This is a genomic window from uncultured Campylobacter sp., from assembly GCF_937981295.1.
GTDB lineage: Bacteria > Campylobacterota > Campylobacteria > Campylobacterales > Campylobacteraceae > Campylobacter_B.
The window spans coordinates 1-26876 of the sequence record NZ_CALJPC010000051.1; the positions used below are offsets into that span (position 1 = coordinate 1).

A 26876-nucleotide genomic window follows, 5' to 3' on the forward strand; every position below is an offset into this window, starting at 1 on the left:
TCATCAGCTATCCTTTAAAATTTGATTTTAAAATTTTAGTGAAATTTTACGATTTACGCAAGGCGCTGAAATTTATAGCGCGAATTTTATCTCGCGTCGTGCGATTAAATTTTGCGGCAATAGCGCGGTTGAAATATACTTTCATCGTTGAAATTCGGCGTAGAGTTTCGGTACTGCTTTTTAAATTTAGCTCGCCGCGCAAAGCGGGCGAGCGGAAAAGACGTCTTCACGATTAAATTTTACGCATCATTTTTCGCGGCGACGCTTTTCCTCGATGCCGCTTTGTCCTTGCCTGCGCGCTAGCTCGTCAAGTAGGGCGTCCGGGTGGATATTGTGCGCCGCAAGCGCGAGCAGAAGGTGAAATAAAAGATCCGCTCCCTCGTAAATCACGTCGTATCGTGGCTCGTCCGCTCTGTGTTCGCCGAAGCCCTCGCGCGCTACGTCTGCGTAAAGCTCGCTGCGCGAGAGGTCCTTGCACGCTAGCGTGAACTCGCACGCCTCCTCGGCGATCTTTTTGAGATAGGCGTTTTCGCCCTTCGCGTAGAGCGAGGCGACATAGGATAGCGCGGACTCACCGTTTAGCTTGCGATCCAAGCAGACGTGATAAATTTCGTCCAAAATGCCGTACGGGCTTTTTTCTGCGGAGTTTTCGAGCGTAGAATTTTGCGAGACGGCGTCTAAATTTTGCTCGCTGCGCTCTGCGGCGGAATTTGTTAGAGTGGAATTTGCCGCAGCGGGGCTTCGCATTGCGGAGTTTTGATTACCATCGGTAGAATTTTTAGGCATTAAATTCTGCAAGCTGTCGTAGTCTGTAGAATTTTGCCCTACGTGGGAATTCGCGGAATTTTTCTGCGCGAGAGAGGTTGCAGAGCCGTACTCTGCGAAATTTTCTGTGCCGCAAGCGATCGAACTATCGAAATTTTTGCCGCCTTTTTGTAGCGAAATCTCTTTGAAAAAACAGCTTCGCGCGCCGGTGTGGCAGGCGGATCCGCCGCATTGCTCTACTTTAAGTAACAACGTATCATTGTCACAGTCCAAAAACGCCTCTCGCACGAGCTGAACGTGCCCGCTCTCTTCGCCCTTTTTCCAGATGCGCCCCTTGCTGCGCGAGAAGTAGTGCGCGTAGCCGGTGCTCAGCGTCAAATTTAATGCTTCTTCGTTCATATACGCGAGCATCAAAACCACGCCGTCACCCGCATCTTGCACGATCGCGGGGAGTAGCCCGCCTAATTTTTGCCAATCTACCTTCATCTTTGATCCTTAGTTTGCGAAGTCGCGCACGCTTTAAATTTAGCTGCCGCACGCGGAATTTGAGTTATGAATTTACGAAGCGGCGAGCCTCGTAAATTTAAAGGACAAGCCTAGCGGCTAAATTTAAGCGACCGCTAGACTTAAGCTGCGACGGGCGCGAGTTCTGCTCGTCACGAGCTTTCACTCGCTGCTAAGTTTAGCTCGCAAAATCGCGAGTTAGGCTTATGCGCCAGGAGCAACTCGCTATTAAATTTATCTCGCGAAATCGGGGCGCATAACCGCCTGGAATTTTAATTTTCCCGCTCGATGGCGCTTTGCTTCGCCTTATCTTTCGTATCGACCCAGATATTAGGCACCGCGCCGCCCGGCGTTAGGAAAATTTTTGCGTCGCTGTTTTCGCGCAACGCCTCATTAAATTTAGCCTGCGTCTCGATCTGCTTGAGGCTTAAAAGATTTGCATCCAAGCTCTTTGCGACCTCTTTGTTGGCGTAGGCTTGCGCGTCGGCCTCGATCTTGGCGGCATCGGCACGACCTTGAGCCTCGATTTTGACGGCGTCTGCGTTACCTTTGGCAAGAGCAGCCTTTTTAAGCGCCTCTTGATTTGCGCGCTCGACCTCGTATTTGGTGCGCTCAGCCTCCTGTTTGGCGATCTGCACGCTCTCGATCTGCTCCTTTACCTTCGCCGGCAGGATGATCTCGCGAAGCTGCACGGCTAGCAGATCTACGGGCGAATTCGGCAGTGCTTCGATATTTTTGCGGATGCCGTCGTCGATCGCTCTAGCGATCTCGTCGCGTTTGGTAGGCAGCTCCTCAGCGGCATAGTTGCCGATGACGCTACGCACGACGTCCTTTACGCGAGGATCGATGATCTTATCCTCCCATAAAAAGCCCCACTCGGCGATCGTGTTGGGCGCCGTGGCTTCATTGAGCCTGTATTGCACGGTGATGTCGATGCTGACGGGCAAATTTCGCGAGTCTAGCACCGAAAGCGAGTTTTTACTAATGATACCGCCCGCGGTACCGCTTTTAGTGGCGATACCTGCGCTCATATCTTCGCTGCTGGTGTAGTTGATGATACGCGTGCGAGTATCTACGACGAATACGTCCTGTATGAACGGCACGAAAAAGTGAAGCCCCGCGCCAAGAGGCGTCGGATCGTATTTGCCTAAATTTGACTTGATCCCCACTTCGCCCGATTGGATCGTGACGAAGGGCTTTGCAATCACGAGCAGCGCGATTAGCGCGATTATCACGTAAAGCACGCCGCTAAACTTGCCCATCCCTCCGAAATTAGGAATTTTAAAATTTAAATTCCCGCCTTTTTTGTCGCTGTTTTTCTTATTAAAATAATCATTCAAATCCGCTGGCATGCGCGTCCTTATTTAACGTATGTGAGCCAGTGCTCAAATTTCGGGTCTTTGCCCGTAACGACGGCGAAATACGCCTTCTGCAAGCGGCTCGTGATCTCGCCCATCTCGCCCTTGCCGATGATCCTACCGTCGATGTTACTAATCGGCGTGACCTCCGCGGCGGTGCCGGTGAAAAACGCCTCGTCCGCGGCATAGAGCTGATCGCGAGCGATGCGCTCTCTGCGGACTTCGTAGCCCAGGCTACGCGCGATTTCGATGACCGAGTTTTGAGTGATGCTCTCCAGGCTGGTATCGTTCGGCGGAGTGATGATGGCGCCATCTTTTACGATGAATAGGCACTCGCCCGGCCCCTCTGCGACGAAGCCCTGCGGATCGAGCAGTATCGCCTCATCGTATCCCGCATTGACCGCTTCGAAATTTGCCATCTGCGAGTTGAAATAATTCGCACTCGCCTTGGCTTTTGCCATCATCGAAAATTGCGCCGGCTTCATCCACGATGAAATTTTGGCTTTGATGCCTTTGCGTAGCGCCTCTTCGCCCATATATGCGCCCCATTGCCACGCTGCGACGATGACGTTTACCGGGCAGTTCGTAGACGAAACGCCCATCGAGCCGTAGCCGAAGTATGCAAGCGGGCGGATATAGACGGTCTGATCGAAGCGGTTTTTTGCGACGACGTCGATCTGAGCCTTACGGAGCTGCTCGAAGCTAAACGGAAGCTTGATTAGGCAGAGTTTTGCCGAAATTTCAAGGCGGGCAGTGTGCTCGTCCAAGCGAAAAATCGCGTAGCCTTTGTCGGTTTTATAAGCGCGTACGCCCTCAAATACGGCGTTTCCATAGTGCAAAGAGTGCGTCAAAACGTGAGTAGTGGCCTCCGCCCATGGGATTAGCTTGCCGTCTTTCCAGATGAGCTCGGCCTCTTGAATTTGTGCCATTTCTTGATCCTTTGATGAAATTTAATCCGTAATTCTAGCTAAAAGAATATTAATTTCTAAGAAATTCTACCTGCGAGGATTCGGTACGGTAGGCGAAATTTCGTCCGCGAAATCTAAGGCGATTTGCATCGCTAAATTTTGCTTTTTAAAATTTAGCGGCGTAGAGCAAAAAGCTGCGAATTTTATATTTTATGCGGATAAAATTTTGCCGCAGAATTTCAAGCTTTTTAATCCAGGCTTCGCCTCTTAAAATTCTACGAAAGAAAGCCCGATGCCGATCTTATTGACGCTGCGTTTGTAGTCCGCGAGGCTTTCGCCGTAGCCGTTGAAGTAACGCAGATAGCCGTAAAATCCGCTGTTAAAGATCGGAAAGCTATAGTTTAGCTCGATCGCGCCGCGGTTACTGCCGTCAAAATGCAGATTATTTCGCCACAGAGCGCTAAGTCGCTGCTTGCCGAAGGTGTATGACGCGCGCAGATCGCCGTAGCCCATATAATCCGCGATGTCCTCGTTCGTGCGGTCCAGCCAAAACGCATACCACGCTCTGGGGGTGATAGAAAATCCGTCCGCGCTCCAGGTGCTTTGCGCGTAGAGCCTATTCCACGAGCGCGATTCCTCGCCGCCCTTGCCGTTTGATTCGTGCATGGCGCCTATCTTTAGCTCGTCCGCAAACGGCACCGGCGCGCTAACGTATAGCTCGGGGCGATAGTTGCTTTCGCGAAAGGGGGCGCTATCCTGCGTGATCTGCCACCAGGAATTTTGCGCGTAAGCAAATGAAATTTTCTCTCCAAACCCCAGCGCGTCGTAGGCAATCGGGCGCTCGAAGCTAAACTCAAAATGCAGCTCATCCGCCTTGCGATCGGGTTTTTTGCTAAAATCGTGAGTAAAGAGCATGTAGATCGGCTCGTAGTATTTAAGCCCTAAAAATCCAAAATTTCGACCATTTTGCTCGCCTTGCGGCGTGGAATTTGACGCAGTGGAATTTTGCGAAAGCGAGGCGGAATTTGATGATGCTAAATTTGACGCGGAGCCTGACGCAGCCGAGCCTGCGTCTGCGAAATTTGACGAAGTAGAATGTGGCTCGACAGGTTTTGGCGTGGCGGAATTTTGTGCTAAAGAATTTTGCGGCACCGCAGAGCTTAAAACGGCGGTATCATCGTGCGAAGCGCGGTTTTCTGCGGACGAGGTAGAATTTTCTGCGACTTTTAGGCGCGATTTTTCGCCTCTTTCCGCTAGGCTTGCTGCGGCGATCTTTTTGTAATAGATCATCGCGTTTTTATAATCGCCCCTGGCCTCGTATTCGCCGGCCTTTGCGTACAGCTCGGTCAGGTCTTGCGCGGCTAGGCTCATGGCGCAAAGCGCGAGCGCTAAAGCTTTAAATCTCATCTACGCCCTTTAAATCGTTTTGATAATTTATATTTAAAAACTGCTCTTTGTTTTTGAAATTTAGCACTTTGGAATTTGCGCGATCGATGAGCGTGCCGATCTTATGCTCTTTCGCGCGGTAGAGCTCAAGCGCGCGCGGCGCTAGATCCGCGTCAAAAAATCCGCACAGGCTGTGTCTGTGCGCTTCGTCGCCCGCCACGCAAATTTGCCCCTCCTGCTCGTTAAGCGCGCGAATGGTGGAAATTTCTACAAAGGGCATATCGGCGGGGATGATAAAAATGCGCTCGCCGCTAAATGGTTTCAGCGCCGAATACAGCGCGCCCATCGGCGAAAAATCCTCAAATTCGTCGTAGATCATAGGAAGCGGCGGGTTAAATTTAGAGCTTTTGGCGCAGGCGAAAACCCGCTCAAACTCGCGGCTTAAGCGCGAGAAAAGAAAGTGCGTCATGCTGGGATGCCCGCGGAATGGAAACAACGTTTTGTCGCTGCCGAAACGCGAGCTTTTGCCGCCGCAGAGAATGACGCAGGTTTTCATAGAAATTTCACCGGCTTTCATCGATCTTTATCGCGGCGAAATTTTAAATTTGAAAGTAAAATTTACAAAAAGCGCGAACATATCAGTCTTTTTGCATATATTTGGCTTTGCCAAGGGCGTTATTTGCGATGAACTGATAAAGGCTCGGCGCCTGAAGCTTGGCTAACTCCGGGTATTTGGCTTTAAGCGTCTTCCAGATGTCATAGACGCGCATACCGCTTGCGTAAAGCTTCATAATCTCGCTAAAATGCGGATCATAAAGGCTCGGCTTTTTATACAGCGAGAGTTTGCGGTCGGTATCCAGCACCGCGTTTGCCTCGATAAAAGCCGCTATATCGCGCTCACTTACTTTAGCAAAATCCTTTTCGTAATGAGCCTTCATATATTTTAAAATTTCTTTATTGCTAACGCCTTGGAAGTGCATTTTCTTTATCTCGAAGCGATACGCGTATAAGAAATCTTCGCTTTTTTTGGCGGTTGCGCGAAGTCTTGTTTTTTCATCTTTGAACGTCACGGAGATGAAGTGCGTAAGCCCTGCGGCTGTGACGGCGCTTTTAAATACTTCGTCCTCCTCGCCGATCTTTTTTAGGATCGCCTTGACGGTGTAGCCCTCGGCAATAAGATTTGAAATTTTATCTTTATACGGTTTGTAGTCGAATCGCACGCGCCTAAAGCCCGTCTCGACGCTGATTTTTTTGTAGATCCTCGCATGCTCTCTAGATGTAAAATATCTCGATTTCAGCCCTTTGCGGAGTTGTTCGGCAACCGCGGTAAAATCGTCATAATCGGCGATAGACGCGATTAATTCCTTTTCGTTTACGACCCTGCCGTTAACGACCGCGATGGTAATGACCTTCATATTTTCTCCTTTGATTGGGCACAATTCTAACTTAAAACTATAAACTCAAATTTAATTATTTATTATCAAGGATTGCGGAGGATTTGTGTTTGCGAGGCAGAATTTTACGCGCTAAGATTTAGCATTTTGATTGATTTTTATATCTTTTTGTACTTCTTCTCACGCCACTTTTTTATACTTTTTTGTGTAGAGATGAAGCGGGTTTTCAGAGATAAATTTTATCCACAAATCCTAGCTAAATTGCCAGCGCAAGTTAGCTTTTTCTAAACGAAAAAAGCTTTTTGATCTTCGTAAGCCCAAGCTTCATGCCGCTATATTTCATCATCTTAGCCATATTTACCCACATTTCACGCTCGTAGCACGGATGCGGGCAGTGGTGACAGCGCGGCTTTTCGGTATGCGGGCAGGCACCAAGGCGCGCGTAGGCATAGCGTAGCATTCGCTCGCAGTCGCTACAGAGATGAAAGTGCGTCTGCACTAGCCCCTTATCGTCTTTGTAGTCATGAAGCACAGCGCCATCTTTTTTAGGCGCGTCCGTATGCTTGCCATCGCAGTAAATTTGGATAAATTTCGTCACCGTATTTACTTCGTAAATAAATTTTTCGCTAGTCATATTTGATCCTTTGGGCGGATTTTATCCAAAAGAGACAAAAATACTCTTGAGCGCGCTCAAGCTAGAATTTATAGAATTTTAAAATTCCGCGGAATTTCGCTTTATCTTTCGACCTTGTTGCTTAATAGAGTCGCGATGAAGCGTGTTTTGTCATTTGAGGCAAGCGCGATTTGCAAGCTCATCGTAAGCGGTACAGCCAAAAATAGCCCGCCGATACCAAGCACGAAGCCCCACAGCAGCAGCCCCGCAAGCACGCTGATTGTTGAAAGCCCAAGCCCTTGCCCTAAAAATCGTGGCTCGATGATATTTCCGATCGCTACGTTTACGACTAAATAGATTGCGATAGTCCAGATGCTAGAGCTTATATCCATCGTAGCTAATGTCACGAAAAGCGTCGGAAAGACCGCTACGATCGAGCCAATGGTGGGGATGAAATTTAGCACGAAAGCTAAAATCCCCCACAGCGCGGCATATGGGACGCCAAGAGCCCACAGCCCAAGCCCGATGAGCGCACCGGTGCAAGCTGAAGCGATAGTTTTGATTAGCAGATATTTTTTGAGGCTGGAGGCGAATTTCTTCACAAAAGTGTGCGTAGCGCGGCTACTTTGCGAAAAATAGCGGATTTTCTCGTCGATCACGGAGCTTTCAAAGACCATAAATGAAACCATTATAAAAATGAAAAATCCCGTCGAGACTATCGAGCCTGTTTTGCGCAGTAGCGCAGATAGCTGTGCGGCGGCTTCGCTCGGATCGATGCCCAGGCTTGCGGCGTTAAGCTCTATGCCGAATCGAGAGAGCTTCGCACTCACGCCTCCTAGCACCTCTTCAAATTTTGCTTGCAGCTCGGGTAGGCGCGCTGAAAATTCCTTGATCGCATCAAAGATGACTGCGCCGAAAAACACTATAATCGCTACGAAAGCAAAAGTGATGATGAGGAAGCTAAAAACACGCCCGACGCGGATCTTTTGGACATAAAGCACCAGCGGCGAGACGAGCACCGTGATGAAAATAGCTAGCAAAAATGGCACGACGATAGCCTGTGCGGCTTTAAGACCAGCCAGGATGATTACGACGCAAGCAACCGACATCAAGGACATTTGAAGCTTCAAAGATTCTCCTAAATTTGACATTTTCGCAGAGCTTTTACGCGAAATTTTGATGAAAGGATTTTAACTAAAATTCTATAAATTTATAACTAAAATTTTATATATTATTTCTTATCCCATAAATTCAGTTCACTTTGAATTTCTGTCTTTATATAATAAAAATTTTCTGTAATACCTGCAAATTTTGCCAATATTTTTGTCTCATCGGAAGAGCTTAAATGTACTGGAAATGATTTTACTCCATTAGAAAGCAGCCAAATAGTATGTGTTATTCCGTCAGAAAATGAACAAGCGTATTTTGTTTCTTTCACATATTTCTTTTTAAAAAACGGAATACATCTTGCTTTTATTGGTACATAATACTCATCAGAATAACAACAAACTCTAGCCAATGGCACAGGATTACCAAGACCCTGTTTAAAGCCCTCTTCTGCCCAACTATATTTGTAATCGTTTCGCCAACCATCTTCCGTTTTATTGCTTATTTCTTTATCTACATCAATTTTACTATTACGCCATAATTCTAAGAATTTTATGCTATCAACAAACGCAATATCTCCAGTGTTATTTGTAAATGGGTGGCACATATATACAGATTTTTGGTTTTTAATTTTTAATTCAAAAACAACACGTTTTTCTTCAATTATAATATTTATACCGGGAAAACGTTCAAGCTTCATATTGCACTCCAATCCCTATATTTATTGACATGGCTTATCATACAAAATACTCGCGCGCAGCATCCTTGCTCTCAAACGGGCTTGCGCTCAGCTCGCTGCCATCTATGAGCAGGGCGTAGCGGCGAGCGGCGTCCGTTTTGGCGTATGTTAGCGCCAGCCTCGCCGCAAGCTCTCTATCCGCCTCGCTCGCGCCCCTGCTTAGCAGGCTTAGCGCGCCCACGACGCCATCTTTAAATTTTATCTCGCTAAATTTTGGATTTTGCACTGCGGCAAGCTTTTTGTTGTCGCTCTCATCTCGCCCGATTATGAGCTTCGCGCCCTCAGGTAGGCGCAGATGGCGCCCGAATTTTAAAATTTCAGCGTCCGCGGGCGTTTCGATATTTTCAAATTTTACCGCATCCTTGATCCGCTCGCTGAAGCTCTGCACGGTCAGCAGACAGCCTCCCGCGGGCGTTTCGTAATCCTCAAAGCCAAACTCCGCCGCGAGCTGCATCTGCCTAGTGCGCCCGCGCCCGCTTATGTCAAGCAGCGCGCTCCTATCGACCCAGCCCTTGATCTCGGGCGTCGTGGGCGGCAGCAGCTTCGCGCACAGCGGACGCAGGATCAGCCCCTCCTCATCGCCGCTAAGCCCGCCGACCTGAGCCAGAGCCTGCGCGCGCTGGCTCATCGGGCGCTGTCCGAGCACCTCGCCTGTGATGATGAAGCTCGCCCCTTCGCTTTGCAGCATCGCAAGTGCGGTCTTAAACATATATCCGTGGCAGTCGATGCAGGGGTTGAAGTGCTTGCCGTAGCCGTATTTGGGCTCGAAAAGCACCTGCCGCAGATATTCGCTTCTGATATCAACGCTTTTAAAATTCGCTCCCGCGGCTGCGGCTCTGCGGCGCATGATCTCGCTCTTATCGTCCTTGCCGCTAAATCCGATATCCATATTCAGCGCGAGCACCTCGATGCCTTGCGAGACGATGAGTTTGACCGCGAGCATGGAATCAAGCCCGCCGCTAAAGAGCGCCAATGCCTTCATTTCGTTCCTTTACTTGAGTTGATTGATCTTTTTTTGATACTCCAAGATCCGCTCGATCTTGTCGGGCGCGTCGGAGTTTTTGAGCTTTTGCATCAGATCTTGCAGGGCGTTGCGGCGTAAAATTTTGCACGCGTCGTTAAAAAGCGCCGCGCCGCCGATCGGCAAAATTTCATCGTCCAGCGCGAGCGCGCGCAGATTTTCAAGGGCTTCGCTTTCGGCGTTTTGGACATTTTGGGCATTTTGAGTGCTTTGAACATTTTGAGCGGCGGCTTCCCTCTTGCCTTGATTTGCGCAGATGCTTGAGCTCCGTCTCTCTCCGTTATTTGCACTCTCTTGCTTCTCGCCGCTGCTTGCGCCCTGCTGCGCGGAGGAGCCTTTTAAATTTACGGCGTCCGCAGAGCCCTGCCCGTTAAAATTTTGCTCGCTAGAATTCTCGCCGCTTTTTAAATTTGCGCTCTCCCTACGGATAAAATTTTCTCCCGCGCCGCCTGCGGTAAAATTTTCGCTCGCATTACTATCCGCATTGCCGCCCTTGCCCGCGATGAAATTTTTAAAATTCCCGCCGCTGCGAGCGAAAGCCAAAAACGCCTCGAAAATATCGCCGTGCATGCGAAAATCGCGCCGCTCCAAGCAACCGAGCCCGAGCTGTGCCATCTCGCCATCAAGCAGCATCGATTTTATGATCTGAAGTTCCGCGATCTCCTTGCGGCGCAGTAGCGTCCGCCCGCCCCTCGCCGAAGCCGCAGGCGGCGCAGAGCTTTCATAGCGCGCCGTGTTTTGCGTACGAATAAAATTTCCGCCGTTTAAACCCCCGCTCGCACCGCCCCTGCCGTCTGCGCCGCGCCCTCCGTAAGAGCCGAAATCGCGAAAGCCGAAGCTTCCGCTCTCATTAAAATTTCGCCCCTCAAAGCCCGCGCCGAAATTTTTACCGCCGTCGGCGAGGTTGAACGAGCCGGGCGAGACATTTAAAATTTGCGCCACTAGGCTCTGATAGGACTCGGCGAGCACGGGGCCGAGCGCTGCGGTAAATTCTTTGATCTCATTTAGCGCCGCTTCTTTTTGCACGGGGCGGGCGAGGTCGTATTTTTTAGCGATTCTTCGGATCAGAAACTCCCCGCTCTCCATGCCGCTAGCATAAATTTGCTCTAGCTCGCGCACCTTGCCCGCGACTATCATATCCGCAGGATCGGCGCCGCCGCCGATTATAGCGACACTTGAGTCGATCTTGTTCAGGCACAAAAGCCGCGCCGATTTTATCGCCGCATTGATGCCCGCAGCGTCGCCGTCGAAGCTAAGCACGACATTAAGCTCCGCGCGCTTTATAAGCGGCAGATGAGCGGGCGTCAACGCCGTGCCGAGCACCGCTACGGCGTTGTCGATGCCCGCTTGATGCAGCATGATGACGTCCATGTAGCCCTCGGTGATGATGAGGGTTTTTTTGGCGATCGCGCTTTTTTTTGCAAGGTCAAATGCGTAGAAAATTTTAGATTTATCAAACAGCGCGCACTGCGGCGAATTGACGTATTTAGCGGGATTATCGCTTATCGTGCGACCGCCGAAGCCCACGAGCTTGCTCGCGTGGTTGTAGATCGGAAAGGTGATGCGCTCGATGAAGCTAGCATAAAGCCCGCGCTCGTTTTGCTTCACTGCGCCCGCATTTAGCGCGTCTTGCGGCGGAATTTCTTCGTTTTGTAAAACCCTGATCGTCTGCGCGCTAGCTCCAGCGTAACCAAGGCCGAATTTGCGAATGCTCTGATCGCTCAGTCCGCGCTCGTGCAGGTATTTTACGGCGGCGGGGTTTTGATAAAGACAGCTTTGATAGTAGGCGTTTAAAATCCCGAGCACCTTCTTCTCTTCGCTGCGCTCCTGGACTTTGGCGCCGGTGTATTGCAGCGCGAAATTATACATCCCCGCAAGCTTTTCGACCGCTTCAGGGAAGCTTATCTTTTCGTAATCTTGGATAAATTTAATCGCGTTGCCGCCCGCCTTGCACGAAAAGCAGTGAAAAATTCCAAGCTTGGAGCTCACGCTCATGCTCGGGTGCGAATCGTCGTGAAAGGGGCAGACGCCCACGAAATTTGCGCCGCTGCGCTTAAGCGGGACATATTTTTCTACGACGTCTACGATATCTACGGTGGCCAGCAGATTTTCTATGCTTTCGTTTTTAATCATAAGCGAAATTATACCCGCACTTTGCTATAATTGCCCTTTATTTTTGCGACGAGGTTTGATTTGGATAATTTTTTCTTAGACGATCGCGACCCGATTTTCGGGCTTATCATGCTGATAAGCATAATCTTGCTAGTGTCGATTCTAAGCTACATTTGGGGAGTTTTTTCTAAAAAAAACGAGAGGCAGAGTTTAGAGAATTTTATCAAAAAATTTGACACCCTAGACGCGCTTAGCACCGAGCACAGGCAGCTTTTAGCAAGCCCGCAAATCGATATCCCTACGCTTGGAATTTTAGCTAGCTCTTTCGTCAAAAGCGGCGACTTCGAGCGCGCGATAGAAATTTATCTAATCGCGCTAGGCAAGGCTAGCGGCGGCGTGCAGAGGGAGTTTATCCTCACCAATCTCGGTATCGTATATTTCAAAGCGGGCTTTTTAGGGCGTGCCGAAGAGGTGTTTTTGCAGGCACTGAAGCTGCGCCCCAGAAACAAAGAGGCTCTTACGCATCTTACGGTGATTTATGAGCGGCTGAAGCGCTTTAATGAAGCGCTTGAGGTGCTTGACGCGCTGCGCGAACAGGACACCGAAGTATATGCTCAAAGCCAGTTCGAGCGCGCGCAAATCATCGCAAACGACGCCAATACGCCGTTTAACAAGAAGATCGCTAAAATTTCAAAGCTAAACTTCAAAGGCGCGGGGCGGTTCTGCATGGAGCTTTTTATCAAAAACAAAGAGCCTATGGAGGGCTTTGACCGCTTCCCGCCGATCGAGCAGGCAATCGATCTGATCTATGATTTCCCTGCGGCGGTAAATACGCAGGATGCGGAGTACAATGCGCTTTTTTACGCGCTTGGAAAAAGCGATCAAAAGCCGCAGAGCGCGAGTAAAATTTTTGAGATCAACGCGCTTATGGCTATGAAAGACGCGGGCTTTGAGGACGCAGGGCTTAGCTTTAGCTACACCTGCGCGAAGTGCAAAAGCTCGGTGGGGCTCTTCTCACACCGCTGTCCGGTCTGCTACGAGCTAGGTAGCATGGAGATCAGAGCGCAAATTTCGGAGAAAACCGGTGAAATCGGTCAAACTTTTTAGCGACGGCAGCTGTCTCGGAAACCCAGGAGCAGGCGGTTGGGCTTACATACTGCAATACGGCGACGCGATAAAAAAGGCAAGCGGCGCAGAAGCGATGACTACCAATAATCAAATGGAGCTAACCGCCGCTATAATGGGACTTAGCGCGCTTAAGCAGCCCTGCCGCGTCGAGCTTTTTACCGATAGCGAATACGTCGTAAAGGCGATAAATTCCTGGCTCGCAAAGTGGGTCGTTACCGATTTTAAGGGCAAGAAAAACGCGGATCTGTGGCGCAGATACCTTGCGGCGGCGGCGACTCACGAGATCAAGGCCTCGTGGGTCAAGGGGCATGCGGGTCATCCGCAAAACGAGGAGTGCGACGCTATGGCTCGCGCGGCGGCGGAAGCGATAAAGGGTTGAAATTCTACGGCGAAGCTCACGGTTATGCGGATTAAGCATGGATTTGCCCGCGTTTGCTTTGCACGCAGAGCCACTTCGGCGTAAATTTTATCGCCCGAAGCCGGTTTTAGCGCATTCGTTCACGCAATCGAGCTTTGGCGGAAATTTCGTTAGCAGCGAGCAGGCTTTAGTGCGACTTATATTCTCGGCGGGTCTATTTTTAGTGCGGATTTCGTTTGCGACAAGTGAGCCTTATCGCGGTTTACGTTAGAATTGGCGGGCACGTTTAAATTTTATTCGCCGTATTAGTGCAAATTTAGCGCAGGTCCTGCACTCGTTCGTTCCGCTTGCACGGGTTTCCTTCGCACCAGGCGCCATTTGCATACGAGTTGCCGCGGATTTCATAGAATTTTATAAAAAGGTTGATAATGCAAAATTTAGAAAAATTACAAGAAAAACTGGGCTATAAATTTAAAAATTTAACCCACCTCAAGATCGCTCTTACGCACAAAAGCGCCAAAAACGGACACAACAACGAGAGGCTAGAATTTTTAGGCGATGCGGTGATGGATCTGATCGTGGGCGAGTATCTTTTCAAAAAATTTAGCAGCGACGAGGGCGATCTGAGCAAGCTGCGCGCCGCACTCGTGAACGAAAGCAGCTTTTCTAAATTTGCAAAATTTTTGGGCATCGGCGAGAACCTTAATATGTCGCTGTCCGAGGAGCGCAACGGCGGGCGCGAGAAGCCATCGCTGCTTTCGGACGCCTTTGAGGCGATAATGGGCGCCGTCTATCTTGAGAGCGGGCTGCAAAACACGGCCCGCATCGCGACCGCAATCTTAGAAATCCTCTATCCGCGCATCAGCTTTAACGAGCTCGTTAAAGACTACAAAACCGCGCTGCAAGAGCTCACGCAGGCAAAATTCGGCGTCACGCCCGAATATGTCCTTTTGGGCTCGAGCGGCCCCGATCACAAAAAAAGCTTCGAAATGGCGGCGCTTGTTGGCGGCAGGCGGCTCTCATCCGCCGTGGGAGCGAGCAAAAAAGAGGCCGAGCAAAAATGCGCGCAAATTGCGCTCGAGCTTTTACAAAGCAGCGCCTCACACGGCACTAGCGCGACAAATAGCGAGCAAACAGCATGCGATAGCGAAGCACAAAGCCGCGCGAACTGCGCTCAGGACGACAAAAAAGGCTCACAAGGCAGCAGCGGACGAGCGCGGGGCAGCGCAAAGAGCGATCGCGCCGGCACATCGGGCGGCACGCCGAGCGCTAAAAAAAGCAATGAGCGAAGCGGGCGTGATACGGATAAACAAAGCAGCGGCGATCAAGGAGACGCGCTATGAACACCTTCGGCGAGAGATTGCGCCTTAGCACCTTCGGCGAGAGCCACGGCGCGGCGATCGGCGGCGTTTTGGACGGCTTTCCGGCAGGCGTGGCGATCGAGATTTCAAATATCCAAAGCGAGCTTGACCGCCGCAAGCCGGGCGGCAAATACGCTACGCCGCGCAAAGAAGCCGACGAGATCGAAATTTTAAGCGGGATTTTTGACGGTCGCAGCACCGGCGCGCCGATCGGATTTATCATCCGCAACGCAAACCAGCACTCGAAGGACTACGAAAATCTAAAGGATATTTTCCGCCCCGCACACGCCGATTTTTCATATTTTGCCAAATACGGACTGCGCGATTACCGAGGCGGCGGGCGAGCAAGCGCGCGCGAAACCGCCGTACGCGCGGCTGCGGGAGCGTTTGCGCAAATTTTGCTAAATCACTTTAAAATTTCCGTAAAAAGCGGGATTTACGGCGTGGGCGAAATTTACGCCAAAGATTTAAATTTTGATTTTGCGCAAAATAGCGAAATTTTCGCGCTCGATCCCGCTGTGGAGGGCGCGCAGAAGGAGTTAATTCTAAGCGTCAAAAATGCTGGCGATAGTATCGGCGGCTGCGTGCTAACGCGCGTCACGGGCGTGCCTGCGGGGCTCGGCGAGCCGCTGTACGGCAAGCTGGATGCGACGCTTGCGGGCGCGCTGATGGGCATAAACGGCGTAAAGGCCGTGCAGATCGGCGCTGGAGTGAAAGTAAGCACGCTAAAAGGCAGCGAAAACAACGATTTTATGCACGCTAGTAAAAATTTGATCCGCACCAACGGCGGCAAGATCGGCGCAAATTTTGCAAGCAACAACGCAGGCGGGATCTTAGGCGGTATAAGCAGCGGCGCGCCTATCGAGATTGCGACGCATTTTAAGCCCACTCCGAGTATTTTTATGGCGCAGCACAGCGTGGACGTGCACGGCGCAGACGCGATCTGCGAGCTGCGCGGGCGGCACGATCCGTGTATCGCCGTGCGCGGCAGCGTCGTAGCCACCGCGATGGCGCGGCTGGCGATCGCCGATGCGCTGCTGCTAAACGCAAGCGCGACGCTGGGAAATTTAAAGCGAATTTACGGCGAGGATTAAATTTAGACGGGCGGTGCGGCGAAATTTTGCGAAATTTAATGAAATTTCAAGGGCCGAGCGATGAAATTCCCGCGAGCTAGGCGGGCAAATTTTAAATTTACGCGGTAGGCCTATCGCGACAAGGAGGGCAAAATGAGACTTGAGCGTATCGGCGAGGACTCGGCGCTGATCGCGCGCATAGAGGCGATTAACGTCGCGGCGTTCCCCGAAATCGAGCGTATCAGCATAAAAAATTTCTTAAAAATGTCGCGCAAAGGACAGCTTGAAATCGCGGCGATTTTCGAGGATTTTAGCGCCCTAAGTACTGGCGGCGCAGCTGATAAAAATCATGCGGCGGCGAGCGAGCATTCAAGCGCGGCGGCGCACAATTTAAACGGCGAGGAGCTGGTTGGCTTTTTCGTCTATAGAACCGAGCAGACCTACAAGCGCGCGATTTCGCACCACAAACAGCCGCCGCCTCGCCTCAATGCGGATAAAATTTTAAGATCCAAAGCCCATAACAGCGCGGAATTTGAAAGCGCAGGAGATGAAATTTCAAGCGGCAAAGTAAAATTTTCAGAAGCAAAATTTTTTAGCGTTGCAAGCGGTAAAATCGCAGGTCAAAAAACGCAGCCTCTGGGCGGCGATGAAATTTTAAACGCGAGCGCAGATAGCAAAATTTTAACCGCTGCAGACTGTTCGATTTGCGGTGCGGGCGGCAAAATTTTATCAAGCGCCGGAAGGGATGAAATTTCATTAAACGCCGCAGATGGCAAAATTCCATCGATCGCCGCAGAAAGCGGAATTTCGCGCTACGATGAGAGTGAAATTCCAAGCGGCGGAGAGAGCGAGATTTTTTACGTGGCCTATCTCGGCATCGATGTGAAATTTCGCGGGCTGGGGATCGGCTCAAGGTTGCTCGCGCTCATCTCCGAGCAAAATCCGCGCGCGCAAATCGTCCTTGACGTCGAGCCGCCGCACGAGGACGCGCCCAATCTCGCGCAGCGCCTGCGCCGTATAGAATTCTACGGCAGGCACGGTTTTCGGCGCTGCGGCAAGTTTTTCAACTACGCAGGTCTAAGCTTCGAGATCCTTGCTAAGCCGCCGCTAAGCGCGCCGCAGCAGGGATTTGATGTAGCGAGCTTCGTGAAATTTATCGGCGCAGACAATAAATTTAGATTTAAAATCACCGACGCGCCGCTATATAAAAACTAATGCAAAAGCCCGAATTCAGCCTCATTTGCGACGATACATTTTATAGAATTTTCTCCGCCTCTATCCTTGCGTTTTTTTGTATTTTTATCTCTTTGGACATCGGCGGATCGGGGGAGCTGTTTTACACGGACAGCCCGCTACGCTCGCAGCGAGCCAAGCCCAGCCTGACGATCGTTTTTATGTTTTTGGCGTTACTTTATCTGCGAAGCAGTAGCAAAGAGGCGGCGCGCGTGGAATTTGACGAGCTTAAAATATCCTTTCGCAGAGGGCTAGACAAATACGATCTTATGCTTGGATGCGTCGATCTGATAGAGCCATCGTTCGGCTTCGTGCGGACGTTTCGCGTGCCGTTTCTAAGCTACGAGAAGTTTTTGAAACTGCAAGAAATTTTAAAATTCTTGCTTCTTTTCGCATACGTCGCGGGCGTGTTTTTGACGATCAAATTCGGCTTTGCCGAGGCTGCGATCTATGCAGCGGCGGGCATTTTTGCTATTTTGATCGCTTCAAAGCTCATCGTCGCGCGAAGGTTAGACGGACGAGCGAGGCTACGACTGCGCGACTGCCTGCTACTGCGCGGCAAGGACGATACGGGCTCGGCGGTATTTTTTTGCATCCGTCCTAGCCGCGCCGAGCGTGAAGCTTTACGCATATATTTTTTGAAAAATTTCAGCTACGACATTAAGGCGTGAAATTTTTCGGTTTTCAGCGTAAAATTTAGACCCGCGGGATGTCTGGATAAAGCTAAACGTAAACGAAGCGCAAAGGCGGATACTGCGCGAGTATTTCACGGCAAGATTAGGGTTAGGTTTCGAGCAAAATTCCGTCCTCAGCAGTCGCAGATGAGATCGTTTGGTACTCGAAGTAGTCCTCTAAGTAGTCGCAAACAAGCTCGCTCTGTGTCTAAAAAGCCTCATAATTAGTCGCAAGGATTCACATTGTCCGTCCGCTTAACGAGGATGATCGCCGCTCGTCGCAACTCGCCTCGCCGCAAGCGCCTCCGCAAATATCCTACGCTCTTAAACGCGTCGAAAGCGAGGCGGTGATAAAATGCGCTTCGTCAAAAATCATACCAAAAAGGAATTTTATGAGGGATTACGACAAAGAGCCGATCAAAATCATAGACAGAGCGGTTTACTTTCAAAACAATATCGTTCTTTTTCTTTCACTCGGTTGCTTATATAAAATATTCAATTTAGAAGTTACTCCGTTAAACTTAGAATTTTACACGCATTTTAGTGCCGATTTAGTTATGTTTATCGTAGTGGTCTTTTTATTGTTGCCGGCTACGCTACTTTGGCCTATTAAAAGAAAGGGCAGTCCCGCGTATTTTTTATTGGAAAATAATAAAATCAGCTATATAAATGCTTTCGACGATAAGCCCGGATCACTAAATCAGGCGTTGAATGATTTTTATTTTGTCAAGAAAGAGGAAGTAATAAAAATTTGCAATGCCTGCGATGTCAATAAAATAAGCTTTTGCATTATATCAGAGCTATATGATAGCTACGGAAGATTTCACTATTTTTCGTCATACGAGCTGTATAAAAAGTCGTCCATAGGGGTACACATAGGAAAGGTTGTATTGTTTTTATATCATACGATAAATTTCATAGTATTTATTTTGCCGTTTAAAATTTATACGCTGATGAAGGCAAGGGAACCTTTAAGCTTAATCCACAAAAATATCGTGTTAAGGTTCAAAAATAGAAATTACTTCCTTATAAATATATATTCTAGGCGGGATCTGGATGAGATATTAGAGTATTTTAAGCAAAAGGGCGTCCAAGTTACGGATAAAGTGGTCTTTATGCCGCAGGCGCAGAATAAAGGCTTGTTTACCGATAAAAATGAAATTTGGAGCGATGATTTCGGAGATACGCAAATTCCAAAAGACACGTTTAAGCGAAAGCTTAGGCGATTTTTTAGCTTGGATTAAAGAGCGATTACGCCCGTTTCAGCGTAAAATTTAGACCCGCGGGGTAGAATTACAAAAATTTTTACACGGAGCAAACAATGAAAAATTTCTTTCTAGCCGCAATAGTTTGCGCGCTTTTTAGCGGTTGCGCATATGAAGCGCAGTTTAATCAAAACGCCGATGTAGCGCCGTTTGACGACACTATAAGCGCGACTAACGCCATGCAAAGCGCGCTCATTTACATCCCTGGCGAGCTAATGGGGACAAAAAGCTACGTCGCAAGCTCGAAGTTAGGCAGAGACGATGAGCTTAAAATCGACGTCGGCGAGTTCGTCGCAGGCGAGGCAAAGCGCTTCTTCGGCACCTACCTAAGGCGCGTAAGCGTCACCGACGACGAAAAAGCGCTGCAAGGTAAAGGGCTCGTTATCGCGCCTGAGCTTAGCTCATTCGGCTTTGGCTTTTACAGCTCCGACGGCATCGATGTTTCGGCAAAGCCCTACGTGCGCTACAATCTACGTCTAAAAATGTTTAAAAACGGAAAGCCGATCTACAACCAAAATATCGCCGTAAACGAGCGCAACTTCGGCGAGGAGGAATTCTTCGGCGGCGGTCAGGGCTCATACGCGCAGATCGGCGGGATCTTTCAAAAATCGATGGCGAATGATTACGCCGTGCACGCTAGAGAAATTTTGGACGTAATCAACGATAACTAATCGCGCTTGCGCCTTTGTGCGTGGTAAGCGGCATCTGGTCGATTATTTTTGCCCGCCATCTTGTGGTAAAATTTGTCGCGGCGATCTTACGACACGCACTTGCGGATCGTTGCGCCTAAGCTCTGCGATATAATTAGCATGGCTTTAAAGCTCCCATAGACGCGCTTTCTTGCGGTATTTACTCATTTGGGGGATTGGATTTTGATATCGAGTTTGCCAGCACTCTAGGTATCAAATTTAATCCCGCAAGCTGGGTAAATTCCGTAAAATGCACTATGAAATTTAACTCAGCAGTTTGTATTTAAGTGCGGCGAGCCAATAAATTCCGCACTTTGACATACTGCCTAATTACGTTTTTTAGGGCTAAGCTCCGCAAATAAACTTTTCGCGTTCGCTGCTACGCTTACATAAAATTCCATATTCGCAGCACCAAAAAATTCGCCCTAAATTTAAAGCAGCGATTAATATTAATTTTTATATCGTTACTAAATTTTTTAAGGAGAGAATTATGAAAAAGTTTTATTGCTTCCGTTTGTTTTCGCGGCGCTTTTTGCGGCACCAAGCTGCGATAATGTCCAGCTCAAAGCGGCTGTGGAAGGTATCAATAAGAGTGCGCCGATGCGAGTCGACGAGATTACGACGTTAACGGGCGCCGAGTGCAAAGATGGCAGCTTCATCTATAACTACGAGCTAAATGACGGCATGGGGATGAAATTTGACAGTGTCGGAAATGATCAAAAAACCGTGATACAAAATGTCATAGATAGCCAAAATAAGCAAATTTTTTGCAACCAGATGAAGGTAATGCGTCCGCTAATAAACAGCGCGATATGGAGCTATAAGATAAAAAGTGGCGAAGAATTTATAAGAGTAGAATTTAGGCCTAGCGACTGCAAGTAGGGCTTGCGCGGGATTTAAAATTTAGCGCGGCGTGAGCCTTTGCCTGCTCGCCCGCGCAGCATCCGTTTAAAATTTATCCGCTTCGCTTTCGATTTCGCCTGCGCAAAAGTAACATGTTAAAATCTCTGCTTGACTTTTAACACGCCGCTGCGTATAGCATGGCGAATATCAGCGTGTATTTCGCCATCACAAAGCGCTAAAACGCGCGAGTCCTTTTTGAGCCGCGATCTAATGCGTTAGGTTCTGCCAGTGGCGTTTTTCATTAAAATTTTACTATTTCACGCGGAATTATATCTGTGTAGCAACGCAAATACCGCATAAAGCTTTAACGCGAAATTCTATAATTTGCGCGGAATTTTATTTGAAATAGCATCGTAGATTTCGAGTCAGAATTTTATGATTTATTATGCTACACTTGCTGCGATGAGATCTTGCTAAATTTTATCCGCGACCTGCTCACATAAAATTCTGCGTAAAGCATGAGCTTACTCACAAGCTTGCAGAGGCACCAGCTGCCAACGCGCCGCCACACAAAACGCGGCTCATCAAATGCCTCACTTGGGTTTTTACAATTCACCGCGCACAACTGCTTTTATCTAGCGCGATTTTTATCGGCGGTAAGCCCTCTATCTCGTAATTTAACACCATCGTTTTGCCGAGCTCCCACAGGCGCTGCGAAAATTCCGTGCTGCAAAAGCTGACCTTTGCCTTGGCAAACAGCATCTCTTTTAAAATTTCCGCATCGCCCGCATCCAGCGCGCTAAGGTTTAAATTTGGCGAGCTATTTAGCGCGTAATCGTATATGAAGCTACCCTCTTCGCATGCGGCGCCTTTTAGGGTCGTAGCATCGTCGATCCTGCGCGGCGCGCCCTCGTTTATCCGCGCTAGCGCATCTTGCACCTGTTTGCTTTCGCAGAAGTTTCGCTCCAGCTCTCCGCGTTGTTTCTCCACATAAAATTCCACCGCCACGTTTGCCAAAATTCCGATTCCAAGTAGCACTAGTAAAATTTTAATCGGCTTATTTAGCCGCGCGCTTAGGCTTCGCGCGTCCATCAGCGCGTCCTTTCGCAGCACAGCAGCGTGTGTCCGACGCCCAGCCCGTCGTAGATCCGTGAAATTTTAAGCCCCGCGCGCTGCGCAAATTTAATCATATCGTCCGAGTGATAAATTTTGCTATTGCCGTTTGCCATCGCGGCGAAATATACGCTGATCTGCGTCATGCTATACGCGGCGGTTTCGTAGCGCTGCCTGTCCCAAAACGGCTCCAAAATATAAAGCCGCGCCTGCTCGCTCATCGACTCCGCTGCGCGCGAGAGGATGCTTACGATCTGCTCCTCTGCAAAGCAGTCCAGAAACTGACTGAGCCAGATCGCGTCAAAGCCGCGCGGAAAGCGCGTAGCAGGATCTAGCAGATCGGCCGCAAGCCCCTCTATACGCTCAGCGCCCTGCGCGCCTGCGACGGTGTCTTTCATCAGCGCGATCTGCCCCGCAAGATCCATTATCGTGACGCGCACATTTTCGTCGTAGCCCACGCACCGCTTAGCAAAGCGCCCCGTATTGCCGCCGACGTCTAAAATTTTTGCCGTCTTGCGCGAAAAAATAATCTTTAGCGCGGGCTCAAACGCCAAATCCGAATAAAAATGATCAAACGCGAGCCAACTCTTGCGCACATGCGGCGGAAGATGCGAAAGCGCCTCATAAATCGTAGCCCACTGCCCAAAAACCTTTAGCCCCTCGGGTTTGCCCGATTTTAGCGTCTCTTCGAGCCTAAATAGCCCCTCGTAGCACACGTCGTGGATGAAATCCATATCCACGCCGACGAGCTCGTCGGTGAGTAGAAAATACCCCGCCTTGCTGAGCCGAAATCTCTCGCCGCTAAGTAGCACCGTGCCGATGCTAAGCGAGCTTTCCAAAAGCAGCTTTACGGTGTATTCGCTAAGCGAGAGCTTCTTCGCGATCTCTTCTATGCTTAGCCCGTCACGTGCCTCATTAAGCGCGCTTAAAATTCCAAATTTTTTCATCAGCCTGCTTACCTGAAAAACTACAGGCGCGAAGGCGATCTCATTCGCCGTCCGCTGCGCCTCGCCCGCGCTTTGACGCTCGGCGCCGTAGCGATCTAAAAGCTGTTTGGGAAGTTTCATTTTTGATCCTGCTTATGTAAATTTCGCAAAATTTTAGCAAAAAATTCTAACTTTTCTTGCGCCCGCTAAGAATTTGCGCGCATCTTAGAATTTTGCGATGAAATTTTAAAATTCCGTTTTAAAGTTTAAGTCGTTTTGCAGCTGTATGTTTATTGAGATAGATTTTATTTTGAGATCCTGAAAAATTTTAAATCTCGCCGCACAAGATTTGCGGGTGCGAAAAAGGCTAAAGCGCGGTAAATTTCTAAAAAAATGCGCGTACCGCTTCGCGCACTAGACTTTGGAATTTATTGCGCCTCAAGCTTAGCGCTTCAAAAGCACTTGCCAGCTTATTCTATCCACTTTACTACGTCATCCATGCCGCGGCGGATCTTTTGCGGCTGCGGGTTTACGCGGTAGCCGAAAGGTACGAGTAGCGCCACGCGGCGATCGTTCCAATCAATGCCTAAAATTTCATTTAGCGCCACGCGATCAAAGCCCTCCATAGGGCAGCTGTCGATGCTGCGGCTTGCGGCCTCGTTCATCATCGCAAGTGCTGCGAACATGCACTGCGCGTGCGACCAATTAAATAGCTCCTCATCGTCGTTGTGAAAATAACCGCTTAAAAAATCTTGATAAAATTTATGCCTGTCGCCGATATATTTGGGCGCTTCATCTTTTTTACGCGTAATCATTCGCTCGATATAATCACTTCCCAGCTTTATGTCCTTGATCTTTGCTAAAATCACAACCAGATGTGAGCAAGAGGTGATCTGCGGCTGATTCCACGATTTTTCGCGGATCTGCTCGCGCAACGCCTTGTTTTGCACAACCAAAAAGTCCCATTGCTCTAGCCCCGTAGAACTAGGTGCTAAGATGCCTGCCTGTAAAATGGCGTCAAAATCGGCTTTACCGATTTTTTTGTTCTCGTCAAAAATTTTGCACGCATGGCGAAATTTCATAATCTCTAAATGTGTCATAGTCTCTCCTTAATTAGAATTTTTGTAAATCAAATACCCGCCATCTTTGCGCCTGATGCTGAGGTTGCCCTCGCGCGAGCGCACGCCGATGCGGTAGTAGCCGTCCTCTTTGGTGACGTTGATGTCGCTAAAGCCGCCGATATTTACAGCAAAGCTCGCGCCGCTAAGCGGGATCTCTTGGCGCCAAAATTCCGCCTCAAGCGTGCCAGAAGCATTTGCGTCGGAGCTTTTGAAATCATCTGCGGTAATGAGCTGCACGCTGTCTTTGCGGATGACAAATTTTAATCCGTCGTCAAATTTAAGCGTCTCTAACGGCAGCTCCAGGCGCGGCGCGAAGCTAGGCGTGATGCCACTTTGCGAGGCCTGCTTTTGTAAATTTGGATCAGTCGAAGTAACCGAGACGTCCAGTGCCCTATGTAGCGCGGGTTTGGCGCTAGCGCTTAGCACGAAGTCATCGTGCCAATCAATCGAGCGATTGATATCAACGATCTTTTCATGCAGAGCCCCGTCGTCGTCCCTATATCGCACAATTAAGCTTTCGATCGTAAGAGCGTCTGAAGGAAGCGCAAAGGTTTGCTGCGTAAAATTTTTAGGCACGGGAGTATTTTGTGGCGTGGCGGCGGAGCTTTGCGCCGGATTGGAATTTTGCGGAGCAGATTGCGCGTTTTGTTGCATAGTGGAGTTTTGCACTGTAGAATTTTGCGCTGTAGAATTCTGTGCCGCCTTGAAATTTTGCGCTATCGTAGAATTTGGCTCGCTTACTTCTGGCACGATCGGTAACTCATCAGGAGGCGGAAGCGTCGCAACTGAAGGCTGCACAGAAGAGTTCAGCTCCGTTTTAATGACCTGCAAAGGAGCGTCGATGCCCGCTTTGGGGCCAGGAGCTTTTTTTTCGGTCTGCGAGAGCTGTGCACTCACGGCTTTTTTGGCGGCGCTTGCTTTAATACTAGAATTAGCTTCTGCGGCGCTTTTTTGGATTGCTGCGGTAGGACTTTTAGATGTTTCAGGTCTCATTACAGCTTGCTTTTTAGCGTTTGGGCTTTGCGCACCTGTTTTTGGCTCTTTAATCGCCAAATCGGTAGAATTTTGCTCTTTTACCGCGACGATGCTAGGTTTCGTAGCGTTTGAATTTGCGCCATTTAAATTCTCAGCGTTTAAAAAAGCGCAAAGACCTAAAATTAGCAAAGAAATTTTTCTCATTTTTTAAGGTCCGGATCGAGCGAGCGACGCTCTAAATAAAGCTTTTGCAGCTCAGCGTTTTCCTCTTTTAGCCGCTCGACGTCGGTGAATAAAAACGCCTTTTCTTTTTGCAGCTGGCGCAGCACTTCAAACGATCGCTTGCCAAATAGCACATCACCCACGAAGATGCCTGCAAAAACAACGCAGACGATCAGCGCAAGAGCTGCAAAAATCTGCTTAAGCGGTGAAAACGGATTGATAAAATTCAGCCGTTCTTTTAAATTTTTACGCTTTTTTAAAGCTTTTTTAGCGGCAGGATCTGCGTTCTGCGGCATAAAAGAAAATCCTTGCGTGGCATAATTTATGTCTTGCGCCGCAAAGCCCGTGCCATTAAAGCCATGCTCTACGCTCTGAGCCGCAAAATCCGCGTCGTTTGGAAAGTGATTTTCTCTCGCGTATAATTCTGCACTCTTTAAATCGCCGCCCCCAATAAATTCCGCGCTGTAAAAGCCCGCGTCTGCTTGCGTGCTGCCTTCGTAGTTTCCGTTTGCAGCGGAGCTTTTACCACTTAAATTAGAGCTGCTGCTTGTGGCTTCAGAGGCAGAGCCTGTTTCGTCTACGCTGTGTGAGGTTCCGTTGCGATTTTTCCGGAAGCCAGCCCCTACCTCGCTAAAGCCTCCGCTAAAATCTTCATCGCTATAAAATTCATCATCGTCAAAAAAATCGTCCTCGTCAAAGTCTGCGTCTGAATATCCGCCTTGCGTGTCCGTATAATCCGCTCCGTCCGTATAGGTGCGCTGCGCGCCGCCTTTCAAGCCCCGCTTGGACTTTTTTTTAAAAAACATTTTAAATTCGGCTTCCCAAAAACTCGTCCGTCTCGCGCTCGATCTCAAGCAGGCGATTGTATTTGGCGTTGCGTTCGCTTCTTGAGGTTGCGCCAGTTTTGATCTGGCCCGTATTCATCGCGACGGCGAAGTCCGCGATAAAGCTATCCTCGCTCTCGCCGCTTCTGTGGCTCATCACGCAGCGGTAGCCTTTGCGCTGAGCTAGGCGGATCGTCTGCATAGTTTGGCTAACCGTGCCGATTTGATTTGGCTTTATTAAAATCGCGTTGCCTACGCCTTTGGCGATGCCTTCGCGTAAAATTTTCTCATTCGTTACAAATAGATCGTCGCCCACAAGCTGCACTTTAGAGCCTAGTTTGCTCGTTAGCTTCGCCCAGCCTGCCCAGTCGTCTTCGCTTAGGCCGTCTTCGATCGAAAATATCGGATACTTCTCGCAAAGCTGCGCATATCGCTCTATCAGCTCTTCGCTACTAAATTCCTTGCCTTCTAGTTTATATTTGCCGTTTTCGTACAGCTCGCTAGCTGCGACGTCAAGGGCTAATTTGATCTGCTCGCCTGCTTTGTAGCCTGCTTTTTCGATAGCTTGCATGATGAGCTTGATCGGCTCTTCGTTATCGTTTAAATTCGGCGCAAATCCGCCCTCGTCGCCCACTGCCGTACTGTAGCCGGCCGCGTTTAAAAGGCCTTTTAGCGTGTGGTAAATTTCGCTCGCCGCTCGCAGCGCGTCGCTAAATTTATCAAATCCAAACGGCATAATCATAAATTCTTGAAAATCCACGCTGTTGTTCGCGTGCGCGCCGCCGTTGATGATATTAAACATCGGCACGGGCAGTACGCTAGCGTTCGCACCGCCTAGGTAGCGGTACAAAGGCACGTCAAGGCTCTTTGCCGCTGCGCGCGCTACCGCCATAGATACGCCAAGCACGGCGTTCGCGCCTAAATTTGAGTAATTATCGGTGCCGTCAAGCTCTCTCATCTCATCATCAAGCGCCTTTTGATCAAATGCATCAAGCCCGATCACGGCTTCGGCGATCTGAGAATTTACGTTTTCCACCGCTTTTAGCACGCCCTTGCCGCAGTATCTTTCATCCTTATCGCGAAGCTCCAGCGCCTCGCGTTTGCCCGTGCTTGCGCCGCTTGGCACTATCGCGCTTGCTACGGTGCCGTCGCTTAGAGCCACGG

26 protein-coding genes and 2 pseudogenes are annotated in these 26876 nt (G+C 49.4%); 10 read left to right on the forward strand and 18 right to left on the reverse strand.

Annotated features, from left to right (window positions below):
- Positions 1–236 (forward strand): hypothetical protein (locus Q0135_RS03900; RefSeq protein WP_297988417.1); only part of this gene is annotated, 236 nt, incomplete at its 5' end.
- 10 nt (positions 237–246) lie between these two features.
- Here the strand turns inward: Q0135_RS03900 and Q0135_RS03905 are convergent.
- The 12 genes and pseudogenes from Q0135_RS03905 to dnaG form a co-directional block, all read right to left on the reverse strand.
- Complete coding sequence (locus Q0135_RS03905; protein WP_367272142.1) at positions 247–786, reverse strand: phosphoribosyl-ATP diphosphatase; 540 nt, start codon at positions 784–786, stop codon at positions 247–249.
- 150 nt (positions 787–936) lie between these two features.
- Positions 937–1251, reverse strand: a pseudogene (gene hisI / locus Q0135_RS03910) (phosphoribosyl-AMP cyclohydrolase); the annotation flags it as partial.
- Between the two features lie 290 nt (positions 1252–1541).
- Positions 1542–2621 carry an SPFH domain-containing protein gene (locus Q0135_RS03915; RefSeq protein ID WP_297988420.1) on the reverse strand — a complete coding sequence of 360 codons (1080 nt, stop codon included), beginning with the start codon at positions 2619–2621 and terminating at the stop codon, positions 1542–1544.
- Positions 2622–2629: 8 nt separating this feature from the next.
- Positions 2630–3556 (reverse strand): branched-chain amino acid transaminase, encoded by a 927-nt coding sequence (locus Q0135_RS03920; protein WP_297988423.1) that lies wholly within the window; start codon positions 3554–3556, stop codon positions 2630–2632.
- Positions 3557–3802: 246 nt separating this feature from the next.
- The gene (locus Q0135_RS03925) at positions 3803–4942 is read right to left on the reverse strand and encodes a phospholipase A (RefSeq protein WP_297988425.1); all 1140 of its coding nucleotides are present in this window, start codon (positions 4940–4942) and stop codon (positions 3803–3805) included.
- Positions 4932–5498 (reverse strand): molybdenum cofactor guanylyltransferase, encoded by a 567-nt coding sequence (locus tag Q0135_RS03930; protein ID WP_297988428.1) that lies wholly within the window; start codon positions 5496–5498, stop codon positions 4932–4934. Before Q0135_RS03930 ends, Q0135_RS03925 begins: the two co-directional genes overlap by 11 nt.
- Positions 5499–5559: 61 nt before the next feature.
- Positions 5560–6336, reverse strand: coding sequence for a hypothetical protein (locus Q0135_RS03935; RefSeq protein WP_297988431.1), 777 nt, complete (start codon positions 6334–6336; stop codon positions 5560–5562).
- Positions 6337–6589: 253 nt separating this feature from the next.
- Positions 6590–6949 (reverse strand): nitrous oxide-stimulated promoter family protein, encoded by a 360-nt coding sequence (locus Q0135_RS03940; protein WP_297988434.1) that lies wholly within the window; start codon positions 6947–6949, stop codon positions 6590–6592.
- A gap of 101 nt (positions 6950–7050) precedes the next feature.
- Positions 7051–8058: an AI-2E family transporter gene (locus tag Q0135_RS03945; protein WP_297942846.1), complete on the reverse strand. Its 1008-nt coding sequence runs from the start codon at positions 8056–8058 to the stop codon at positions 7051–7053.
- 101 nt (positions 8059–8159) lie between these two features.
- The gene (locus tag Q0135_RS03950) at positions 8160–8735 is read right to left on the reverse strand and encodes a hypothetical protein (RefSeq protein WP_297988437.1); all 576 of its coding nucleotides are present in this window, start codon (positions 8733–8735) and stop codon (positions 8160–8162) included.
- Positions 8736–8772: 37 nt separating this feature from the next.
- Complete coding sequence (locus Q0135_RS03955; protein ID WP_297988439.1) at positions 8773–9756, reverse strand: argininosuccinate synthase domain-containing protein; 984 nt, start codon at positions 9754–9756, stop codon at positions 8773–8775.
- Positions 9757–9765: 9 nt separating this feature from the next.
- Positions 9766–11928, reverse strand: coding sequence for a DNA primase (dnaG, locus tag Q0135_RS03960; protein WP_297988441.1), 2163 nt, complete (start codon positions 11926–11928; stop codon positions 9766–9768).
- A 60-nt stretch (positions 11929–11988) separates the two neighbouring features.
- Here dnaG and Q0135_RS03965 point away from each other — a divergent pair, with 60 nt between their 5' ends.
- The 9 genes and pseudogenes from Q0135_RS03965 to Q0135_RS04005 all read left to right on the forward strand — a co-directional run bounded on the left by Q0135_RS03965 (position 11989) and on the right by Q0135_RS04005 (position 20570).
- Positions 11989–13014 carry a tetratricopeptide repeat protein gene (locus tag Q0135_RS03965; protein ID WP_297988444.1) on the forward strand — a complete coding sequence of 342 codons (1026 nt, stop codon included), beginning with the start codon at positions 11989–11991 and terminating at the stop codon, positions 13012–13014.
- Complete coding sequence (gene rnhA / locus Q0135_RS03970) at positions 12992–13414, forward strand: ribonuclease HI (RefSeq protein WP_297988445.1); 423 nt, start codon at positions 12992–12994, stop codon at positions 13412–13414. Before Q0135_RS03965 ends, rnhA begins: the two co-directional genes overlap by 23 nt.
- 407 nt (positions 13415–13821) lie before the next feature.
- A pseudogene (gene rnc, locus Q0135_RS03975) lies at positions 13822–14484 on the forward strand (ribonuclease III); the annotation flags it as partial.
- Between the two features lie 248 nt (positions 14485–14732).
- The gene (gene aroC, locus Q0135_RS03980; RefSeq protein ID WP_297988446.1) at positions 14733–15848 is read left to right on the forward strand and encodes a chorismate synthase; all 1116 of its coding nucleotides are present in this window, start codon (positions 14733–14735) and stop codon (positions 15846–15848) included.
- A gap of 132 nt (positions 15849–15980) precedes the next feature.
- Positions 15981–17042 carry a hypothetical protein gene (locus Q0135_RS03985; RefSeq protein ID WP_297988448.1) on the forward strand — a complete coding sequence of 354 codons (1062 nt, stop codon included), beginning with the start codon at positions 15981–15983 and terminating at the stop codon, positions 17040–17042.
- Entirely contained in the window at positions 17042–17731 is a 690-nt protein-coding gene (locus Q0135_RS03990; RefSeq protein WP_297988449.1) for a hypothetical protein, read from the forward strand. Before Q0135_RS03985 ends, Q0135_RS03990 begins: the two co-directional genes overlap by 1 nt.
- A 395-nt stretch (positions 17732–18126) precedes the next feature.
- The gene (locus Q0135_RS03995) at positions 18127–18978 is read left to right on the forward strand and encodes a hypothetical protein (protein WP_297988450.1); all 852 of its coding nucleotides are present in this window, start codon (positions 18127–18129) and stop codon (positions 18976–18978) included.
- A gap of 77 nt (positions 18979–19055) precedes the next feature.
- Positions 19056–19670 carry a hypothetical protein gene (locus Q0135_RS04000; RefSeq protein WP_297902312.1) on the forward strand — a complete coding sequence of 205 codons (615 nt, stop codon included), beginning with the start codon at positions 19056–19058 and terminating at the stop codon, positions 19668–19670.
- A 591-nt stretch (positions 19671–20261) separates the two neighbouring features.
- Positions 20262–20570, forward strand: a complete 309-nt coding sequence (locus Q0135_RS04005) for a hypothetical protein (RefSeq protein ID WP_297988452.1) — start codon at positions 20262–20264, stop codon at positions 20568–20570.
- Positions 20571–21143: 573 nt separating this feature from the next.
- Here the strand turns inward: Q0135_RS04005 and Q0135_RS04010 are convergent.
- The 6 genes from Q0135_RS04010 to eno all read right to left on the reverse strand — a co-directional run.
- Positions 21144–21623, reverse strand: coding sequence for a hypothetical protein (locus Q0135_RS04010; RefSeq protein ID WP_297988454.1), 480 nt, complete (start codon positions 21621–21623; stop codon positions 21144–21146).
- Positions 21623–22711 carry a methyltransferase gene (locus Q0135_RS04015; protein ID WP_297988455.1) on the reverse strand — a complete coding sequence of 363 codons (1089 nt, stop codon included), beginning with the start codon at positions 22709–22711 and terminating at the stop codon, positions 21623–21625. Before Q0135_RS04015 ends, Q0135_RS04010 begins: the two co-directional genes overlap by 1 nt.
- 329 nt (positions 22712–23040) lie before the next feature.
- Positions 23041–23670 carry an NAD(P)H-dependent oxidoreductase gene (locus Q0135_RS04020; RefSeq protein WP_297988458.1) on the reverse strand — a complete coding sequence of 210 codons (630 nt, stop codon included), beginning with the start codon at positions 23668–23670 and terminating at the stop codon, positions 23041–23043.
- A gap of 9 nt (positions 23671–23679) precedes the next feature.
- A complete protein-coding gene (locus Q0135_RS04025) occupies positions 23680–24870 on the reverse strand; it encodes a hypothetical protein (protein WP_297988460.1) in 1191 nt (396 codons plus the stop codon).
- Positions 24867–25694 (reverse strand): hypothetical protein, encoded by an 828-nt coding sequence (locus Q0135_RS04030; protein WP_297988461.1) that lies wholly within the window; start codon positions 25692–25694, stop codon positions 24867–24869. The genes Q0135_RS04025 and Q0135_RS04030 overlap by 4 nt, the downstream gene beginning before the upstream one ends.
- Before the next feature lies 1 nt (position 25695).
- The coding region (gene eno, locus Q0135_RS04035; RefSeq protein ID WP_297988462.1) for a phosphopyruvate hydratase at positions 25696–26876 on the reverse strand (1181 nt) is incomplete at its 5' end.

What these genes read in the sequence shown, in the direction of transcription:
- Q0135_RS03905 (WP_367272142.1), bottom strand. Translation starts at nt 786, where the DNA reads ATGCCTAAAAATTCTACCGATGGTAATCAAAACTCCGCAATGCGAAGC.
- Q0135_RS03950 (WP_297988437.1), bottom strand. Translation starts at nt 8,735, where the DNA reads ATGAAGCTTGAACGTTTTCCCGGTATAAATATTATAATTGAAGAAAAA.
- Q0135_RS04025 (WP_297988460.1), bottom strand. Translation starts at nt 24,870, where the DNA reads ATGAGAAAAATTTCTTTGCTAATTTTAGGTCTTTGCGCTTTTTTAAAC.
- Q0135_RS03985 (WP_297988448.1), top strand. Translation starts at nt 15,981, where the DNA reads ATGAGACTTGAGCGTATCGGCGAGGACTCGGCGCTGATCGCGCGCATA.
- Q0135_RS03930 (WP_297988428.1), bottom strand. Translation starts at nt 5,498, where the DNA reads ATGAAAGCCGGTGAAATTTCTATGAAAACCTGCGTCATTCTCTGCGGC.
- Q0135_RS03990 (WP_297988449.1), top strand. Translation starts at nt 17,042, where the DNA reads ATGCAAAAGCCCGAATTCAGCCTCATTTGCGACGATACATTTTATAGA.
- Q0135_RS03920 (WP_297988423.1), bottom strand. Translation starts at nt 3,556, where the DNA reads ATGGCACAAATTCAAGAGGCCGAGCTCATCTGGAAAGACGGCAAGCTA.
- Q0135_RS03955 (WP_297988439.1), bottom strand. Translation starts at nt 9,756, where the DNA reads ATGAAGGCATTGGCGCTCTTTAGCGGCGGGCTTGATTCCATGCTCGCG.
- aroC (WP_297988446.1), top strand. Translation starts at nt 14,733, where the DNA reads ATGAACACCTTCGGCGAGAGATTGCGCCTTAGCACCTTCGGCGAGAGC.
- Q0135_RS04020 (WP_297988458.1), bottom strand. Translation starts at nt 23,670, where the DNA reads ATGACACATTTAGAGATTATGAAATTTCGCCATGCGTGCAAAATTTTT.
- dnaG (WP_297988441.1), bottom strand. Translation starts at nt 11,928, where the DNA reads ATGATTAAAAACGAAAGCATAGAAAATCTGCTGGCCACCGTAGATATC.
- Q0135_RS03940 (WP_297988434.1), bottom strand. Translation starts at nt 6,949, where the DNA reads ATGACTAGCGAAAAATTTATTTACGAAGTAAATACGGTGACGAAATTT.
- Q0135_RS04015 (WP_297988455.1), bottom strand. Translation starts at nt 22,711, where the DNA reads ATGAAACTTCCCAAACAGCTTTTAGATCGCTACGGCGCCGAGCGTCAA.
- Q0135_RS03915 (WP_297988420.1), bottom strand. Translation starts at nt 2,621, where the DNA reads ATGCCAGCGGATTTGAATGATTATTTTAATAAGAAAAACAGCGACAAA.
- Q0135_RS04030 (WP_297988461.1), bottom strand. Translation starts at nt 25,694, where the DNA reads ATGTTTTTTAAAAAAAAGTCCAAGCGGGGCTTGAAAGGCGGCGCGCAG.
- Q0135_RS03925 (WP_297988425.1), bottom strand. Translation starts at nt 4,942, where the DNA reads ATGAGATTTAAAGCTTTAGCGCTCGCGCTTTGCGCCATGAGCCTAGCC.
- Q0135_RS03935 (WP_297988431.1), bottom strand. Translation starts at nt 6,336, where the DNA reads ATGAAGGTCATTACCATCGCGGTCGTTAACGGCAGGGTCGTAAACGAA.
- Q0135_RS04010 (WP_297988454.1), bottom strand. Translation starts at nt 21,623, where the DNA reads ATGGACGCGCGAAGCCTAAGCGCGCGGCTAAATAAGCCGATTAAAATT.
- Q0135_RS04000 (WP_297902312.1), top strand. Translation starts at nt 19,056, where the DNA reads ATGAAAAATTTCTTTCTAGCCGCAATAGTTTGCGCGCTTTTTAGCGGT.
- Q0135_RS03995 (WP_297988450.1), top strand. Translation starts at nt 18,127, where the DNA reads ATGAGGGATTACGACAAAGAGCCGATCAAAATCATAGACAGAGCGGTT.